The organism is Maritalea myrionectae (genome assembly GCF_003433515.1).
GTDB classification, from domain to species: domain Bacteria; phylum Pseudomonadota; class Alphaproteobacteria; order Rhizobiales; family Devosiaceae; genus Maritalea; species Maritalea myrionectae.
On record NZ_CP021330.1, the window covers coordinates 2,218,782 to 2,235,078 of the forward strand.

A 16,297-nucleotide genomic window follows, 5' to 3' on the forward strand; every position below is an offset into this window, starting at 1 on the left:
AAAACACCAAAATGAAATTTTCATCGGCGCAATACTAAAAAATTTGACTCGCCAAGCGCCTTTGGCTTGCGCCAACTCAAAAACTTAGTTAGACATTGCGCCATGTCGGGGCGTAGCGCAGCCTGGTAGCGCATCTGTCTGGGGGACAGAGGGTCGTAGGTTCAAATCCTGCCGCTCCGACCATTTTTAAAGCCATTTTTTGAACTTAAGAGCCTAATTTGTCGTTGCTCGCGCGGTTAAAGTCCGTTGATGCCAAACAGCCTATTTTCGATGATGCCCCGTGTGAGATTTATATCCCATGGCGCGAATACCAGTTCCGTTGGGACTGGTTTATTGCTTTATCGGCACTTTTTGTCGGCGTGTTTTTCTTGGCCGGACTGTCTGAAATGCAGCGTTTATCGCATTTCGTGATCGCGGCGATCATCTTTGTTGGCCTGTTTGCAGCGCTGGCATATTTTTGGTTTCGCCAGTTTAACAATGAGGCGATCACTTTTCCGGTTTACGTAAACGCAGACGGCATTTGCGGCACTGGTGAATCTCTCAATTCCGCAACCCGATGGCATGAGATTGATGAGCTTTGCCTCACCCATCCCAGCCGTGGCTTGGCGTTCAGTCCGTTGCGTTCAGGCCTTTCCCTAATGGCTGATGGCCGCGAGTTCTCTTATATAGCCCTGCCCTACATCACCCCGGATGAATATAAGAAGCTTGATCGCATTTTGGCGAAGCTGGCGGCGATGCATGAAGTCCATTATCGGACGAGCACCAGTTCTTGAGCAAAAGCGTAAGTTCCCCATCATGCGTCCAGCACATGGAAGCTTCTCAAGACGCCGCGAGATTAGGGCTTTGTCAGGATTTCGATATCATCGGGAAATTGATCAAATTGGGGCACATTTTCAGGCATCACTTCCCATGATGCTTTTGACCCTACAAAGATATGTGCTTTGATTTCAATATCTTGATCATCGTCCAAGCAGCCAAGTGTGATGCCGTGGATTTCGCCATCAACCACGCCACAAAGGCTAGAGCCACAGGTTGAGCAAAATAGGCGGCCTTCATGGCCCTCTTCTGGATATTTCTTGAGGTTGTCCTCACCGCTCAACCATTTGAGACTGCCGGGTGTGATCACCGCGTAGGAATTGGCTTGGGCGCTGAATGCTTTTCGACAGCGAGAGCAATGACATGATCGCGCACCAAAAACATTACCATTCAGCTCATATTGCACCACACCACAAAAACAACCGCCGCGTCTTTTCATCTCATGCCCTTCCCAAAATAAAGGCCCTGCTGGAGGTCCAGCAGAGCCTAACATCAATATATCTAATCAGATTTCACTCAGACTTGGATTTCACTGCATCCTCCAAGATGCGCTTGCATTCCAGCAGTTCGGTCAACGCTTCATTCAAGCGCGCACGTGAATAGGTGTCCGTCACCCCTGCCTTCTTTGCAATTTCAATGGCTTCATTGACCGTGATTTCACTCGACATGTCGGGTCTGGAATCGGCTTGATGCCCATTTTCAACGTCTTGGTTCTCTTGATCAGCCCCATCGCCATTCGTGAGTGCACCAACAGGTGCAACGGGTTCGATGGCGCCCTTTTCGCCGATGGCAATCACATGGCGTGCGCCATGTTCTTTGAGGATTTTTTGAACGCCCTTGATGGTGAAACCTTCATCATAGAGCAAATAGCGGATGCCGCTTAAAAGCTGCACATCATCTGGGCGATAATAGCGGCGCCCACCGCCGCGTTTTAACGGCTTAATCTGCTTAAAGCGCGTTTCCCAAAAGCGTAAAACATGCTGCGGGAGATCAAGCTCGTCAGCAGCTTCTGAAATGGTTCGAAAAGCGTCTGGCGACTTCTGCAATTGATCCCTCGCTAATCACTTATTTCTTGCTGGACAGCATAGATTTGTTGATTTTGGATTTTAGCACATTACTGGGCTTAAAAACCAATACACGGCGCGGCAAAATCGGCACTTCTTCGCCCGTTTTCGGGTTTCGGCCTACGCGTTCGTTTTTCGATCGCACCAAAAATGAGCCGAATGATGACAACTTAACGCTCTCACCTTCCACCAAAGAATCACTCATCAGTTCCAATACGCGCTCAACCAAATCGGCTGATTCCGCCCGTGAGAGACCCACTTGCTGGTACACAGCCTCACTTAGGTCAGCTCGCGTTAACGTTTTTCCGCTCATGACTTCCCCGCAAAAAAGATCAATAGTTCTATGAGCATAGAACCACGTTTTGTATCGGTCAATGTATGAGTTTTACTCAATTACCACCGAATAAGGGACGCAGCCCAGGTAAACCCGCCGCCCATGGCCTCAATCATGACAAGATCACCTTGCTTGATCCGTCCGTCGTCCACAGCCACGCTAAGCGCCATCGGCACCGATGCAGCCGACGTGTTGGCGTGCTTATCCACAGTGACCACAACTTTTTCGGCCGGAATTTTCAGTTTTTTGCCCGCGCCATCAATAATGCGACGGTTGGCTTGGTGCGGCACGAACCAATCTAGCTCATCCACCGTCTTGCCAGCCTTCGCAAAAGCCTCTTCCACCACATCCGAAATCATGCCGACGGCGTGGCGAAACACTTCGCGGCCTTGCATTCGCACGAAACCAACGGTTCCTGTAGATGACGGGCCGCCATCCACATAAAGCTTTTCCCAATGGTTGCCATCAGAACGCAGTGAAGACGACAGAACGCCGCGTCCGTCTTCCTGGTCCTCGGGTACAGCTTCAAGCACCATGGCGCCGGCACCATCGCCGAACAATACGCAGGTGGTGCGGTCTTCCCAATCCAACAGCCGCGAAAATGTTTCCGCACCGATCACCAGCGCCCGCTTGCCCAATCCATTTTTCAAATGGCTATCGGCTGTGGCAACTGCAAAGACAAAGCCGGAGCAAACAGCCTGAATATCGAATGCGGCACCGTGTGTGATACCGAGATTGCGTTGAACAGTTGTTGCGGCAGCGGGGAATGTGCGGTCAGGCGTGGTGGTTGCCAACACGATCAAATCGATGTCCTGTGGCGTCAAACCTGCAGCTTCAATCGCTTTCAAACCCGCTTTGGTGGCAAGGTCCGAGGTAAATTCATCATCCCCGGCCACATGGCGTTGCTTGATGCCGGTTCGCTGGGTGATCCACTCGTCAGATGTGTCCACACGTTGCGCCAATTCATCATTGGTAACAATCCGCTCTGGCAAATAATGGCCCACGCCACGCACAATCGTTTTCAAATTGGTCACGCTGAACCTACCTCGTTGTTTTTATTATCATCGTTTTCTTGATCAGCATCATCATCTGCTTGATCCGCATCGTAGGCGGCATATTCCTGCAGCCCCTCGCCAATCTTCTTGATCAATTGGTTATGCGCCATTTCATAGGTCAAGCCCAGCGCGCTCTTAAAGCCGATTTCATCTGTGCCGCCATGGCTTTTGATCACAATGCCGTTCACGCCCAAAAACACAGCACCATTAGCGGTGCGCGGGTCCATCTTGGACCGCAAGGTGCGCATCGCCCCCATGGCCAGCAGTGCGCCAATTTTTGAAAGCCAGCTTTGGCTGAGCGCGGTGCGCAAATAGCTTGCGACCTGCCGTGCTGTGCCTTCGGCTGTTTTCAGCGCAATATTGCCGGTAAACCCTTCAGTGACCACCACATCCACAGTGCCCTTGCCCAAATCATCGCCTTCAACAAAGCCATGATATTTGAAGCCTTGGCCCGAATGGGCATGCAATTGCTTGGAGGCGTCTTTTACGGCTTCCAGGCCTTTGACCTCTTCCACCCCGACATTGAGCAAGCCGATGCTGGGCTGGTCAACGTCGAACAAGGCGCGCGCCATGGCCGCCCCCAAAATAGAAAAATCGATCAATTGTTGCTCGTCGGCGCCAACAGTTGCGCCAACATCAAGCACAACGCTTTCGCTGCGCAATGTCGGCCATAACGCCGCCAGTGCCGGACGTGAAATGCCTTCCATCGGTCGCAAGCAAAAGGTGGCCATTGCCATTAAAGCGCCAGTGTTGCCGCCTGAAATGGCGGCCTGCGCCTCACCGTCTTTGACAGATTGCAAGGCGTTCCACATGGACGATTTTCCCCGTCCTTTTCGCAGGGCTTGGGAAGGTTTATCGTCCATGGAGATGACATTGTCGCAATGGCGAATTTCAGAGGCGCTTTGCAGCTTGTCGTATTTTGCCAAAAGCGGTTTCAGCTCATCTTCACGCCCATGGAAAATGAATTTTGCCTTGGGGCGCTCGATCAGCGCAAGGGCTGCGCCCTCCACCACGATTTCGGGCCCATTGTCGCCGCCCATGGCATCAACGGAAATGATGATTGAATCTGACATTATTCTCTTTATTCGCACTCCGTTATGCCGCAGCTTATCCAAGACAGGCCATGACACAAGTTATTTTCACGAAAAATGACTTTATTTCTTGTCCTTTAGCGCCGCGAGCGCGGCAAAAGGAGACTCATTTGAGTCGTCATCATCGTCTTGGATATCGGCAAGTTCCGCATCCTCTTTGCGCGGGTAAGGATTAAGCGACAGCAGCAGGGTTTCCACCACCATTGGGGCCAAATCGATATAGTCGCCTTCGAACCAATCCTGATCTGGCTCGCTATCGAGATTAACGAACACTTCGGCATTTGGCGGCACGTCCACAACTGGCGGCTTGCCGGGCATGTAGATACGCTCAAAGTCCAGCGTAACATCCTCTTTCACGGGTTCAAGCGTCACTACACATGCCTGCTCGACAATAGCAGTGCCTTGCCCTGTGGCCTGATAGCCGCCGCGAAAGGGCCGCACGGCGATTTTGCCTTGAAAGGCTTCAACGCTGCTGAGCTTAGTTTCTTCAACCAACAATTCTTTGATGGCGTCATCCGCCTCAAAGTCATAGTCGCGCCCGTCCCTTGGCACTTCAGAGAGCCGCACCTCGAGATCGAGCATTTCGTTTAGATTTTGCGCCGCCATAATGTTTAACCTTGCCCGCCGCCAGCCTGAATTGCATCATTTGGCGACAATAGATTGAGCGTTCCTTTGTCAATTTGACCTTGCGGGTCTAAATGATCCAGCTGCCCAAAGCAATAGTGCGCCAAAATCTTGGCGTTTTCCGGGTCTTCTGGATCAAAAAGGTTGCGCGACAGCGCTTGGGTTAACCCCTCAACATCTTTGGAATCAAAATAATCTTTGATTGCCCCAAGCAACCCGTAGAACAGCTCTGACATTTTCTTGACCTTTTTAGGCACGGTCAAATCGCCTACTCCCATTTCGCGCAAAGAGCGGTCCATGTCCTTAAAGAAAAGATCGAAAAGTGTTTGCGCAAATTGTCTGGTCTGCTCATCCTCTTCATGCAAACGGTGGAAAACCAAAGACAGGTGCAAGGCGATCATATCGAACCGCCCGGTTACATTATCGTGGATGCCGTAGTGCAAATAAAAGTCTGGATGCCGAGATTGCGCCACAATGGCATTATAAACCGCATAGGCAGCATCAGCATGTGGGTTTTTACGAAAGGGGTTGAAAATCATCTTCTTTTCGTCGTTTTATGCCGCAAAGCTGTTGTTGAGTATCATTGATGTTTGTTGGCTTGCCAAGTCGGGCATATGCCAGCTAAACAGTGTTACGTACTCACTTCGTGTTTAGACTAGTTAATCGAGATTGTCACAGAAAGCCAATTATATGATGGTCCTGCGTTCTGCAAATCGTTTTCTTTCCATATTGTTTGTTGTTTTTGTTGCAGTTGGCCTGTCTGGCTGCCTCACACAGCAACGCACCCAAGGCTATGACATTCCTGAGGACAGTCTTGAGCAAGTGCGCCCCGGCGTCTCCAAAGAATTGGTTGAGTTTGTGTTGGGTTCACCCCAAACCACCAACACTTTTGGCGATGAACAAGCTTATTATTATGTGGAAACCAAAGTCGAGAAGACGGCATTTGGCCTCACTTCCGTCAAATCACGCACCGTTTTGGCTGTTTATTTCGACAAAAAAGATCGCGTGACAGACAAGGCGGTTTACGGCCTTGAAGATGGTAAGGTCGTCGATGTTGTATCGCGCCGCACACCGGGCTTTGGCCAAGATCGCTCGTTCCTGCAGCAATTGCTTGGTTCACTATCATTCTAAATTGATGGTTTGATGAGGGGGCGAATTCCGCCCCCTTTTTTTATGCCCGTTTGGCTTGCCGTAGACGGTAATCGCCCCATGCCAACAGCGCCAAGGCCGCAGTGGCGATCGGCAGAACCATCACGTTGATCGATTCCCAGCCGATATTTTCCAATAGAAAGCCAGAGCTGATTGAAGCCACAGCCATGGTGCCAAACACCAATGGCTCGTTGAGCGCCTGCGCTGTTGAGGCTTCCTCAGGCCGATAGGCTTTCGCCAACATGGTTGTGGAGCCGATAAAGCCAAAGTTCCACCCCACGCCGAGCAGCACCAAAGCCAAATCAAAGTGGAGCGTGCTGGTGCCATTGAGATTGATCAACGCACAGCCAAGAATCAGCAACATGCCGATGCCCACAACGGCGTGAGTGCCAATGCGCGAAATGATGTGCCCTGTGACCAAGCTGGGCAGGAACATTGCAATAATGTGCCACTGGATCGTGTTTGTGGCCGCTTCTGGCGAATGCCCACACACATGAACCATGGCCAACGGCGCGGCCACCATCACGAATGTCATGAGCGCGTAAGATGCCATACCCGTGGCCAGCGGGATGAAGATTTCCGGCACACGGATCAATTCGCGCGCGGTTCGGCCCGCAGCTTCCCCGGTTTGCTTTCGGCGCACAGGCGCCAGCTTGGTTTGGCTGAGAATCAAGACGCCAATAGCGGACAGGACAGCAATGATGAGAAACGATCCTGTAAACTCGACGCCGCCAACCCAATCTTTGGTGATGTAAGACAAGCGCGGGCCCAAGAAGCCAGCCGCAACGCCCCCCAGCAGCACCCAAGAAATCGCCTTGGCCTGCATGGGCTCAGGTACGCTGTCGGCAATGGCAAATCGAATTTGCTGGCCGAATGCTGCCGAGGAGCCCACGATGGCCAATGCCGCAGCAAAGAGCCAAAATGAACTCAGATACACAGCAAGACCGGCAACAATGCCAGCGACCATGCCAATTGCGGCGCCGAGCATAAAGCCACGACGGCGCCCGAGGGCATAGATGATTTTGGTTGCAGGCGCTGCGGTGAGCGCCAAGCCCAGGATCATGAAGGTTGTTGGTAGAGTAGCCATCGATTTGGCAGGAGCCAATGAAGCGGCAGTGAGCGCGCCGACCGCCATAATGATGGCCTGGTTTGAACCGACAATCGCTTGCGTCATCGACAACAAACTAATATTGCGGCCCACATGTTTATGGGTCCGAGGTTCAGCGTCGACGGTCATGGCCATGGCTCCAGATTATTTGGACGTAAACTCGTCCTTGCGTGTTTGGTGGGCGATATTGTCCAGCACACCATTGACGATGCGCGCCTCATCGCCTTCGAAAAAGGCCCGGGCAATATCTACATATTCGGTGATGATCACTTTGGCAGGAATATCTTTTTTGTGCAGCAGCTCAAACGTCGCACCCCGCAGGATGGCGCGCAAGGTGCTGTCGATACGGTGAACGGGCCACCCTTCCAGCAACGAGCCGTCGACCATTGGATCGATCTGCAGCTGGTGCTTGGACACACCTTCTACGATCAATTTGAAATAGTTTTTGTCCGCCGGTAGATATTCGTCACCTTCAATTTCCTGACCCATATAAAAGGTCATGAATTGCGACAGAGTATGATCCAGCGACGTCCGCCCCACATCCATCTGATAAAGCGCTTGCACAGCCGCAAGGCGAGCCGCGCCGCGCTGGTTGGCTTTTTTGAGAGCGGCTTTGGGTTTATTGTCTTGGGATGATTTAGAACTGCTCATCAACTCTTCCGGGATCGGGAAATGGGTCTATCGCGCACATTTACATGCAGGCGTGTTTAACGCTTGCGCATACCAGACCATAGCGCACAATGCGACAAAAAAGTTTAAACGGGGTTTGTTTGTGGCTTCAAATGCCCAAATGCAGACTTATTATGTCTCGCTCTCGTCCGCAGGTGGCTCATCAGCCTCATTCAACGTAGACAAGAAAGCCTTGAAGTCGTCGGCCCGGGAGAAGTTCTTATAGACTGATGCAAAGCGCACAAAGGCCACATCATCCAGTTCCTTGAGGCCATCCATCACCAGATGACCAATGGTCTCGGACGTGACCTCGCTCTCGCCCAGACTTTCCAGCCGCCGGACAACGCCTGAAATCAGGCGTTCGACGCGCTCGGCATCCACTTCGCGTTTACGCAAAGCAGTGTTGATCGAGCGCGCCAATTTTTCGCGGTCAAATGGCACCTTACGGCCAGACTTTTTTGCCACCATGATGTCGCGCAATTGCACGCGTTCAAACGTGGTGAAGCGCCCGCCGCAGCCGGAACAGACCCGGCGGCGGCGGATTGAATTATAGTCTTCTGTTGGCCGGGAATCTTTGACTTGTGTGTCTTGATTTCCGCAGTAAGGACAGCGCATTTGGGCCCCTTATTATGAGTAGATTGGGTGAGCGCTAGTGAGCTTTTTCACTTCTTCGCGTACTGCCGCTTCCACGTCAGCATTGCCATCTTCCCCATTTTGGGAAAGCCCATCAACCACTTGCACGATCAGCTCGCCTACGCGGGCAAAATCGGCCTCGTCAAAGCCACGCGATGTGGCAGCAGGTGTGCCCACACGAATGCCTGAGGTCACAAACGGTTTTTCAGGATCGAAAGGAATAGCGTTTTTATTGCAGGTGATGTGCGCCCGCTCCAAAGAAGCTTCCGTCGCTTTGCCGGTCACGCCTTTCGGCCGCAGATCCACCAACATCAGGTGATTATCAGTGCCGCCAGAAACGATATCCAAGCCGCCTTTCATCAAAGCGTCAGCAAGACTTTTAGCATTCAAAACAACCTGTTTCGTGTAGTTCTTAAAGTCATCTGTCAATGCTTCGCCAAAGGCCACAGCCTTACCTGCGATCACATGCATCAGCGGCCCACCCTGAATACCTGGGAAAATCGCAGAATTCAGCTTTTTGGCAATGTCAGCATCGTTGGTCATGATCATGCCACCACGTGGCCCGCGCAATGTTTTGTGGGTTGTGGTTGTTGCCACATGGGCGTGCGGGAATGGGCTTGGATATTGCCCACCAGCCACAAGGCCAGCCACGTGCGCCATATCCACCAAGAAATAAGCACCAACTTCGTCAGCGATTTCGCGGAAGGCTTTAAAGTCCAGCACACGAGAATAGGCAGAGAAACCAGCAATGATCAGCTTTGGCAGGTGCTCTTTCGCCAATTCGCGCACTTGGTCCATGTCCAACAGGCCATCTTCTTTGCGCACACCGTAATGCACGGCATTGAACCATTTACCAGATTGGTTTGGCCGCGCGCCGTGGGTCAGGTGTCCACCAGCATCAAGACTCATGCCCAAAATGGTGTCGCCTGGCTTGATAAGCGCTTGGAAAACACCTTGGTTGGCCTGAGAGCCTGAATTGGGTTGTACGTTCACATATTCACAGCCGAACAATTGCTTGGCCCGATCGATGGCCAAATTTTCGACCACGTCAACATGCTGGCAACCACCATAATAGCGTTTACCAGGATAGCCTTCGGCATATTTGTTTGTAAGAACAGTACCTTGTGCTTCCATCACCGCTTTTGACACGATGTTTTCAGAAGCGATTAGTTCGATTTCGGTTTGCTGACGATTGAGTTCAGCGGCCACGGCCTGCGCAATTTCATTGTCTGATTGCGCCAGCGAGTGGGAAAAGAAATTTGGAAAAATATCAGTCATTTAACGTCCCCAGAATGGATGAGATCTGATTTTCGGTGGGGATCGCTTAGCACAGGCCCGGGCTTTATCCAAGCCGAGTTTTGGCGTTTTCGAAAGCTATAGAACTAATTGCGGAGAAGCGCGCGGCGTAATTTTGCCACCGCCAGATTTTTCATCTGCAATTCACTTGCGGAAAGAGGCGCGATGATGGTGACTTCTTTGCCTGTTTCCGCATGTACTGCCGCAACGCGCATTTGCCCGCCCAGCTGCACAAATTCGAACAGCACCTCACCAAGTTCTGGCGCCATATGCCGCCGCGTGCCGCGCTCTCTCATAGAAATGTCTCCAGGCTAGTTGCTGGCAAAGTCCACTCTGCCCGCTTCATCATATCCGTAGATATCGTTGCGGAAACTTACGACACCATCGCGATTTGCCCAAGCGGTAATATAGGTGGTGATGATTGGCACGGGTTTTTCCAAGCCAACATCCATCCGCTCACCAGAATCAAACGCGGCGTCAACTGAAGGCAAGCTCCAGTCGGTTTCGTTTTCGCGCAAGAGCCATGAAACAAGCTCGTCAACGTTTTCGACCCGCACACAGCCTGACGAATGGAAGCGACGGTTTTGGCCGAACAGTGATTTTTGCGGTGTATCGTGCAAATAAACGGCGTGTGGATTGTGAAAGTTGATTTTCACATGACCCATTGAGTTTTCCGCCCCTGGCTCTTGGCGGAAGGCATACTGAACAGCCTCCTCAGTCGACCAATCGATGGATTGCGGGTCTAATTCTTCGCCATTGGCATCATAAATCTTGATCCGATAATTGGTGAGATATTCGGGATCTTGGTTCATATATTTAATGATGTCCCGGCGAATGATGCTTTTGGGCACATGCCAATAAGGATTGAAGTTAATCTCATGCACTTTTGACGTCAAAATCGGGGTCTGACGGTCAATACGGCCCACAATTGCCGTATGGCGGCGTTCAACAACACCATTCTCCACCGCTTCAATGCTGGCGGCAGGAATGTTCACGACGATATAGCGGGTCGACAATTCGCCAACCACCTGATTGACCCGCTCAAGATTAAGCCGCAGTTGGGCCAGCTTGGTTTCAGCAGGAATATTGAGCGTCAAATAGGTTTCCTGGTCGATGAGACCGGTCAGCTGCAGGCCATGACGCGCCTGAAACTGGCGCAAAGCAGCATCGAGCTCATCATCAAATTCCGAAGAAAGGCGTCCCGTATCTTCAAGGTCACCTGAAGCGATCAGCCGGCGGCGCAATGCGCGCACATGGCCGCGATCATCGCCTTTTTCCAGACCATATGACCCTCGGGTCATTTCTTCCCAACCACCGTTGGCAACGATTTGCTCGTAACGTTTGATGGCAGCGATCAAATTATAAGATGTTTCATAGGACAGAATGGGCTCAACACTATCGATTGCCTCTTGTGCAGCTTCTTTATTGTCCGTTTCATTGGCGAACGCGACATTTGGAACCGCCATCAAACCAGCAAGAGCGAGTGCGCCGCAACCTGCGCGCAAGGTAAAGGTCAATTTTGCCAGCCAATTCAGTTGATTCATGCTTACGATCCCAAATGTTGAAGATGTTCTGCCCTTTTATTGCGAGACCCATAGCAGGTTGCTCGGTTGCTCACAACAATCGATTCGCTCACACTTTTCATTTCTTTTTGTTCAAATCATGAAAACTTACCAAGGAGAGTGCCCTGCTCCCAAATTATCCACCAATTGGGACGCAAAAGTGCGTGGGATGGCGCCATGGATCATTGTGGAACCGACGGATCTACATAGGTTGGGAAAGTGGCAGGCACGCGGCCATGCAATGATGCTGCAATAGGCGCGAGTCGGAAAATGCTTTAAAAATAGCGTGTCGTTGGGTTGAACGGCGTCGGTTCAATCCGACGCCGGCACATTCGACCAATCAGTTTGCGTAAATCGCTTAAAGTTTATACAGAATTTGGTCGACCCAGAAACGCTCCAAGCGCGCCAATGCTGAGTTCAAGCCTTCAAATTCTTTTTCGTCCAAGCCGCCCACTTCTGCAATTGATTTCAAGTGACGGTCATAAAGCTCGTCGATCACTTCGGCCACTTCTTCACCTTTAGGTGTCAAGCGGATGCGCACAGAACGACGGTCTGTTTTTGATTTATTTTGGAAAATGTAGCCCGTATCAACCAGCTTTTTCAGGTTGTACGACACATTGGAGCCCAAATAGTAGCCGCGTGAGCGCAATTCGCCCGCGGTCAGCTCTGAATTGCCAATGTTGAACATCATGATCGCTTGTACGGGATTGATATCGTCCCAGCCCATCCGATCGAATTCATCTTTCACAAGATCTAGCAGGCGACGATGCAAACGCTCAACGCGTGACACCGCCTCCAGGTAACGCGGTTTTAGACCTTCTTCTTCGACAGGCAAATGTGCCTGCACTTTCATTGTATTGATACCCATTTTTGCCTCACTGTTATTGGTCGCACGATTTTTCGTGTCTATGGGGCTAATCTACGGGCCAGCAAATAAGATCAGTTTAAAATACAGACTTAAAAATATGTTACTGATAAAATTAGGATTTTTAGCTTTCTAACTTCTTACCTTAGGTTACGAATTAGAAACCCTTACAAATAGTAACTGCGTTTTTTATGGCTCCAATTGGACCATATCAAAAGTGCCGCAACGGCCAATAAAACAAGGACTCTCAGCGCAATTTCCAGCAACGAAAAATCGAGGATTTTGGGCGACCAGAATGCGGCGCCGAGCTCGGTAACATTGGCAACAATTAGTAAAACACCGCCCCAGGCGGTTAGACTCCATAAACCAACAGCTGCCAGCAATCGCAACAATGCACATAAAATGATAATGGCGAACGCAATATTTCCTAACGCGTCAACGGGCACATTCACATCTCGGGTGGCGCCAAAATGATAAAAAATAGCGAAAAGACCGTGCGCCAACGCGACAATCGCCAGCACGCGTGCCGCAAATGAATGTGGTTTTTCCGAAAACGCCAAATCAGTTCCCCTTTGAGCTTTGTCTGCCCATATCCTGCCGATCCGCCAGTGGCAAGGTGCCGCAGCTTTTTCTGCCAAAATGCCACGGATCGAATATAGCCCCTTGGTTGAATTTATGCTTTGACGTAACACTTGTCGATATGAACTGACCAAGGAGCGACCATGACGCAACAAAACCGTGAAAAAGCAGACCTTGATTTTCTTGCCGGCAAGCGGATGCGCCGTACGCGGCAGGCTGCTTGGAGCCGTGCCATGGTGCAAGAAACTGATCTTACCGTGCGCGATTTGATCTGGCCGCTCTTTATTCTTGATGGAGAGAACTCGCGCGAGTCGATTGCCACCATGCCCGGCGTTGAACGGTTGAGCATTGATTTGGCGGTTGAAGCCGCCAAAGAAGCGCGGGATTTGGGCATCCCTTCCCTTGCGCTGTTTCCGTGCACCCAAAATGATCGTCGCACCGAGGATGGCCGTGAGAGCTACAATCCGGACAATCTCATGTGTCGCGCCTTGCGCGCCATCAAGGCGGAAGTGCCGGACATTGGATTGATTGCTGACGTTGCCCTTGACCCTTACACCAGCCACGGCCATGACGGGCTGATGGATGGTGAGGTCATATTGAATGATGAGAGCGTTGCGGTTTTGATCAAACAGGCGCTCAATCAAGCAAAAGCAGGTGCGGATATTATTGCGCCATCTGACATGATGGACGGTCGTATCGGCGCATTGCGCGAGGCCCTCGACAATGAGGGCTATGAAAATGTCATTCTTCTTTCTTATGCGGCAAAGTTTGCGTCGGCCTTTTATGGTCCATTCCGCGACGCCGTTGGCTCGGGTGCGCGCTTGAAGGGGGATAAAAAGACCTATCAACTTGAGCCGTTTAATCGGGCCGAAGCTTTGCGCGAGGTTGAACAAGACCTTCTTGAAGCCGCAGATTGGGTGATGGTGAAGCCCGGCATGGCCTATTTGGACATTGTGCGAGAAGTCAAAGATCAGTTTGATGTGCCTGTCTTCGCCTATCAAGTTTCAGGCGAATATGCACAAATCGAATTTGCCGCCGCCGCTGGTGCGCTTGATCGTCAAGCGGCAATGATGGAGAGCCTTATCGCGTTCAAACGCGCTGGCTGTTCGGGCATTCTGACCTACTTTGCGATGGATGTGGCAAGGCTTCTGCAAAAATAAGCTGCAAATCACGCTATCAATAGTCAAAATACCAAGGGGGCGCACATCGCCCCCTTTTTTTGTGCCTAAACAGTTTTGCCTTGCCAATTGCAAATCAACCATTATTTATACGCCGCATAAATAATGGAGTGATTGATGACCAGTGGACATGTGATGATGGCGATGAGCCTCGATGGCTTTGTCGCCCGCAAAGACCACCAACTTGATTGGCTGATGAAACAAAAGACCGAAGGTGAGGATCACGGCTACGATGATTTCATCGCGTCTATTGATGTCATCGTTATGGGCAGCAATTCTTTCCGCACCGTGTTGAGTTTCGGGGAATGGCCCTACAACAAGCCGGTGATTGTGCTCAGTCAGCAACTAAAAGATGCAGATGTTCCAGCGCATTTAGCCAACAAAGTTGAGATCTTGAATCAATCACCATCGGCGTTGATGAAGACGTTAAATGCAAGAGACATCAAACGCGCTTATATTGATGGCGGGGCAATCGTCCGATCGTTTTTGGCCGAAGGACACATCGCCACCATGCACATTACCATCGTACCGATTTTGATTGGCGACGGCGTGCCCCTCTTCGACACACTCCCCCAGGATATTGACTTGCAGCTCGAAAAAAGTGAGGCGTTCGGGTCGGGATTGGTGGATTTACATTATCGGGTTTTATCATGACCGCCACAAGTAGAGGGCGTCCACGCCGATCCCAAAGCAAACTGTCAAAAACGCAGATTGTCGAAACGGCGACATGTATTGCGCGATCAGAAGGATTGGCCGCTTGTTCTTTCCGCCGATTGGCTGCTGAACTTGGTGTCACTGCGATGGCGGTCAGTTACCATGTGTCCACACGTAGAGAGCTTTTGCTTTCCATGATCGATTTTGCCTTTACTGACCTTAACAAGCCATTGGAAGCGCCATCGCCCAAAGCACGGTTAAGAGAACTCGTTTTGCGATATGTGAAGACTGGAACGCAGCATGCGCATTTGGTGCAGGCAGCCCTACACGACCCGACGCTCATGACATCACAGCTTGAGCCGTTTACCGAACAATTACGCAAAGAGACCCGCGCTCTAAACGCAGGCGATCCGCATGATGTGTTGCTCAATCTTTTGGTGGACTATGCCCACGGCCACATAATTGCAGTTGCCGCAGCGACAGACGGTGATGGACCAGACCTAGAGGTTTTCCAACGCAGTTTGGACTGGGTTTTAAGCAATTTGGACGGATAGGGTCTTACCATTTGGGGGGAGAGTGGGCCAAAGGCGGTCCACTCCTCTTTATCACTTGATTCAGCGAAAAGGCCGATTAGGCCTTTTTGATCAAGCTGATCACAAATAGCAGTATGACTGCGCCGATGGTTGCATTGATAATCGAGGCGATAACGCCGCCGCCGATGGCAATTCCCACCATAGGTAGCAAATATCCAGCGATGACCGCACCCAAAATACCAACAACAATGTTGCCAATGAGCCCAAAGCCAAAGCCTTTTACGATTAACCCAGCGAGCCAACCTGCAACTGCACCAATGAGCAGCAGCACCAACAAACTAACAATATCCATGTTTCTCCCTCCTTGTTGATTTGTTCAGTTTGACAGCCTCGAAAGAAACTGTCGAGCCTTTCAATAAGTTCCCCTTGTAATTCACTCATTTATTGCCATGTTAAATGCACGAAGACTGTGGAGACCATTATCATGGGTAAGAATTCATTTGGTTGGTTTGTGCGAGACGATTTGCCCGATCCTTATTCAGAACCGGAATTGTTTGACGGCGTTTTGCTGCGCCGCATACTCGCCTTTGTAATTGATGTTATCGTTGTAACGATCACAATTGTAATTGCTTCTGTTATTTTGGGCGTACTTGGCGTGCTCACGTTGGGCATCGCGTGGTTGGGATACATCATCTTGGTGCCTGCCGTATGGGTTGGATATTATACGCTAACGCTCGGCTCCCCGGTGCGTGCTACTTTGGGCATGCAAATGATGGATATTGTACTGACGCCGACCCGGCGAGCGCCCCTTGAAGGCTGGTTGGCCATTTTGCACCCTATTGTGGGTTGGGCCAGCATAACCTTCTTTACCCCGTTCATCCTTTTGGCAGGGCTTTTCACAGCACGTCGGCAATTGGTGCATGACCTGGTTGTTGGTACGCTCATGGTGCGTCGTTCGCCCATGGTCCGTGTGTGGCAAAGCGAATCTGCAAACTATGAAGAGCCATGGGTCGATCTGCGCAGCTAGATTGAAGACCAACAGCAAAATAATTGAAGAAAAAACGCAATTTGAATAAATAAGACTTGG

General features: G+C 50.9%; 22 protein-coding genes and 1 tRNA gene. 7 read left to right on the top strand and 16 right to left on the bottom strand.

What is annotated here, in order from left to right:
- The first annotated feature begins 106 nt into the window (after window positions 1-106).
- Together MXMO3_RS11230 and MXMO3_RS11235 are read left to right on the top strand one after the other, a co-directional pair.
- Window positions 107-183, top strand: a tRNA-Pro gene (locus tag MXMO3_RS11230).
- A 35-nt stretch (window positions 184-218) separates the two neighbouring features.
- Complete coding sequence (locus MXMO3_RS11235) at window positions 219-773, top strand: hypothetical protein (RefSeq protein WP_117395920.1); 555 nt, start codon at window positions 219-221, stop codon at window positions 771-773.
- A gap of 62 nt (window positions 774-835) precedes the next feature.
- Here MXMO3_RS11235 and MXMO3_RS11240 read toward each other — a convergent pair whose 3' ends face one another.
- The 7 genes from MXMO3_RS11240 to MXMO3_RS11270 form a co-directional block, all read right to left on the bottom strand.
- The gene (locus tag MXMO3_RS11240) at window positions 836-1,255 is read right to left on the bottom strand and encodes a GFA family protein (RefSeq protein WP_117395921.1); all 420 of its coding nucleotides are present in this window, start codon (window positions 1,253-1,255) and stop codon (window positions 836-838) included.
- 73 nt (window positions 1,256-1,328) lie between these two features.
- A complete protein-coding gene (locus MXMO3_RS11245; protein WP_117395922.1) occupies window positions 1,329-1,862 on the bottom strand; it encodes a MerR family transcriptional regulator in 534 nt (177 codons plus the stop codon).
- 19 nt (window positions 1,863-1,881) lie between these two features.
- On the bottom strand, window positions 1,882-2,193 hold the full coding sequence (locus MXMO3_RS11250; RefSeq protein WP_027835464.1) for an integration host factor subunit alpha: 312 nt from the start codon (window positions 2,191-2,193) through the stop codon (window positions 1,882-1,884).
- Between the two features lie 80 nt (window positions 2,194-2,273).
- Entirely contained in the window at window positions 2,274-3,248 is a 975-nt protein-coding gene (locus MXMO3_RS11255; RefSeq protein WP_117395923.1) for a beta-ketoacyl-ACP synthase III, read from the bottom strand.
- On the bottom strand, window positions 3,245-4,342 hold the full coding sequence (gene plsX / locus MXMO3_RS11260) for a phosphate acyltransferase PlsX (RefSeq protein WP_117395924.1): 1,098 nt from the start codon (window positions 4,340-4,342) through the stop codon (window positions 3,245-3,247). Before plsX ends, MXMO3_RS11255 begins: the two co-directional genes overlap by 4 nt.
- A gap of 81 nt (window positions 4,343-4,423) precedes the next feature.
- Window positions 4,424-4,966 carry a YceD family protein gene (locus MXMO3_RS11265; RefSeq protein WP_117395925.1) on the bottom strand — a complete coding sequence of 181 codons (543 nt, stop codon included), beginning with the start codon at window positions 4,964-4,966 and terminating at the stop codon, window positions 4,424-4,426.
- Window positions 4,967-4,971: 5 nt separating this feature from the next.
- Window positions 4,972-5,523: a ubiquinol-cytochrome C chaperone family protein gene (locus MXMO3_RS11270; RefSeq protein ID WP_117395926.1), complete on the bottom strand. Its 552-nt coding sequence runs from the start codon at window positions 5,521-5,523 to the stop codon at window positions 4,972-4,974.
- A 151-nt stretch (window positions 5,524-5,674) separates the two neighbouring features.
- Between MXMO3_RS11270 and MXMO3_RS11275 the strand changes: the two genes are divergently transcribed.
- A complete protein-coding gene (locus MXMO3_RS11275) occupies window positions 5,675-6,115 on the top strand; it encodes an outer membrane protein assembly factor BamE (protein ID WP_117395927.1) in 441 nt (146 codons plus the stop codon).
- A gap of 40 nt (window positions 6,116-6,155) precedes the next feature.
- Here MXMO3_RS11275 and MXMO3_RS11280 read toward each other — a convergent pair whose 3' ends face one another.
- From MXMO3_RS11280 to MXMO3_RS11320, 8 genes are all read right to left on the bottom strand, one after another.
- A complete protein-coding gene (locus tag MXMO3_RS11280; protein ID WP_162889233.1) occupies window positions 6,156-7,370 on the bottom strand; it encodes an MFS transporter in 1,215 nt (404 codons plus the stop codon).
- Window positions 7,371-7,385: 15 nt separating this feature from the next.
- Window positions 7,386-7,892 carry a transcription antitermination factor NusB gene (gene nusB, locus MXMO3_RS11285; RefSeq protein WP_117395929.1) on the bottom strand — a complete coding sequence of 169 codons (507 nt, stop codon included), beginning with the start codon at window positions 7,890-7,892 and terminating at the stop codon, window positions 7,386-7,388.
- A 150-nt stretch (window positions 7,893-8,042) separates the two neighbouring features.
- Window positions 8,043-8,525, bottom strand: a complete 483-nt coding sequence (gene nrdR, locus MXMO3_RS11290; protein ID WP_027835470.1) for a transcriptional regulator NrdR — start codon at window positions 8,523-8,525, stop codon at window positions 8,043-8,045.
- 12 nt (window positions 8,526-8,537) lie between these two features.
- Window positions 8,538-9,821, bottom strand: coding sequence for a serine hydroxymethyltransferase (gene glyA, locus MXMO3_RS11295; protein WP_117395930.1), 1,284 nt, complete (start codon window positions 9,819-9,821; stop codon window positions 8,538-8,540).
- Between the two features lie 104 nt (window positions 9,822-9,925).
- Complete coding sequence (locus MXMO3_RS11300; protein ID WP_027835472.1) at window positions 9,926-10,135, bottom strand: DUF6898 family protein; 210 nt, start codon at window positions 10,133-10,135, stop codon at window positions 9,926-9,928.
- 15 nt (window positions 10,136-10,150) lie between these two features.
- Entirely contained in the window at window positions 10,151-11,383 is a 1,233-nt protein-coding gene (locus MXMO3_RS11305) for a L,D-transpeptidase family protein (RefSeq protein WP_036222646.1), read from the bottom strand.
- Between the two features lie 376 nt (window positions 11,384-11,759).
- Window positions 11,760-12,269 (bottom strand): transcriptional regulator LdtR, encoded by a 510-nt coding sequence (gene ldtR, locus MXMO3_RS11315; RefSeq protein WP_036222650.1) that lies wholly within the window; start codon window positions 12,267-12,269, stop codon window positions 11,760-11,762.
- Window positions 12,270-12,433: 164 nt separating this feature from the next.
- Window positions 12,434-12,904, bottom strand: a complete 471-nt coding sequence (locus tag MXMO3_RS11320; protein ID WP_156905557.1) for a DUF6163 family protein — start codon at window positions 12,902-12,904, stop codon at window positions 12,434-12,436.
- Window positions 12,905-12,988: 84 nt separating this feature from the next.
- Between MXMO3_RS11320 and hemB the strand changes: the two genes are divergently transcribed.
- The 3 genes from hemB (at window position 12,989) to MXMO3_RS11335 (ending at window position 15,231) form a co-directional block, all read left to right on the top strand.
- Window positions 12,989-14,005 (top strand): porphobilinogen synthase, encoded by a 1,017-nt coding sequence (gene hemB, locus MXMO3_RS11325; RefSeq protein WP_117395932.1) that lies wholly within the window; start codon window positions 12,989-12,991, stop codon window positions 14,003-14,005.
- Between the two features lie 153 nt (window positions 14,006-14,158).
- Window positions 14,159-14,677: a dihydrofolate reductase family protein gene (locus MXMO3_RS11330; protein WP_205468011.1), complete on the top strand. Its 519-nt coding sequence runs from the start codon at window positions 14,159-14,161 to the stop codon at window positions 14,675-14,677.
- Window positions 14,674-15,231, top strand: coding sequence for a TetR/AcrR family transcriptional regulator (locus MXMO3_RS11335; protein ID WP_117395934.1), 558 nt, complete (start codon window positions 14,674-14,676; stop codon window positions 15,229-15,231). Before MXMO3_RS11330 ends, MXMO3_RS11335 begins: the two co-directional genes overlap by 4 nt.
- 76 nt (window positions 15,232-15,307) lie before the next feature.
- Here MXMO3_RS11335 and MXMO3_RS11340 read toward each other — a convergent pair whose 3' ends face one another.
- Window positions 15,308-15,562 carry a GlsB/YeaQ/YmgE family stress response membrane protein gene (locus MXMO3_RS11340; RefSeq protein ID WP_027835479.1) on the bottom strand — a complete coding sequence of 85 codons (255 nt, stop codon included), beginning with the start codon at window positions 15,560-15,562 and terminating at the stop codon, window positions 15,308-15,310.
- Window positions 15,563-15,694: 132 nt separating this feature from the next.
- On the opposite strand from MXMO3_RS11340, the gene MXMO3_RS11345 reads away from it, so the two are divergent.
- A complete protein-coding gene (locus MXMO3_RS11345) occupies window positions 15,695-16,237 on the top strand; it encodes an RDD family protein (protein ID WP_156905559.1) in 543 nt (180 codons plus the stop codon).
- Window positions 16,238-16,297: the final 60 nt, after the last annotated feature.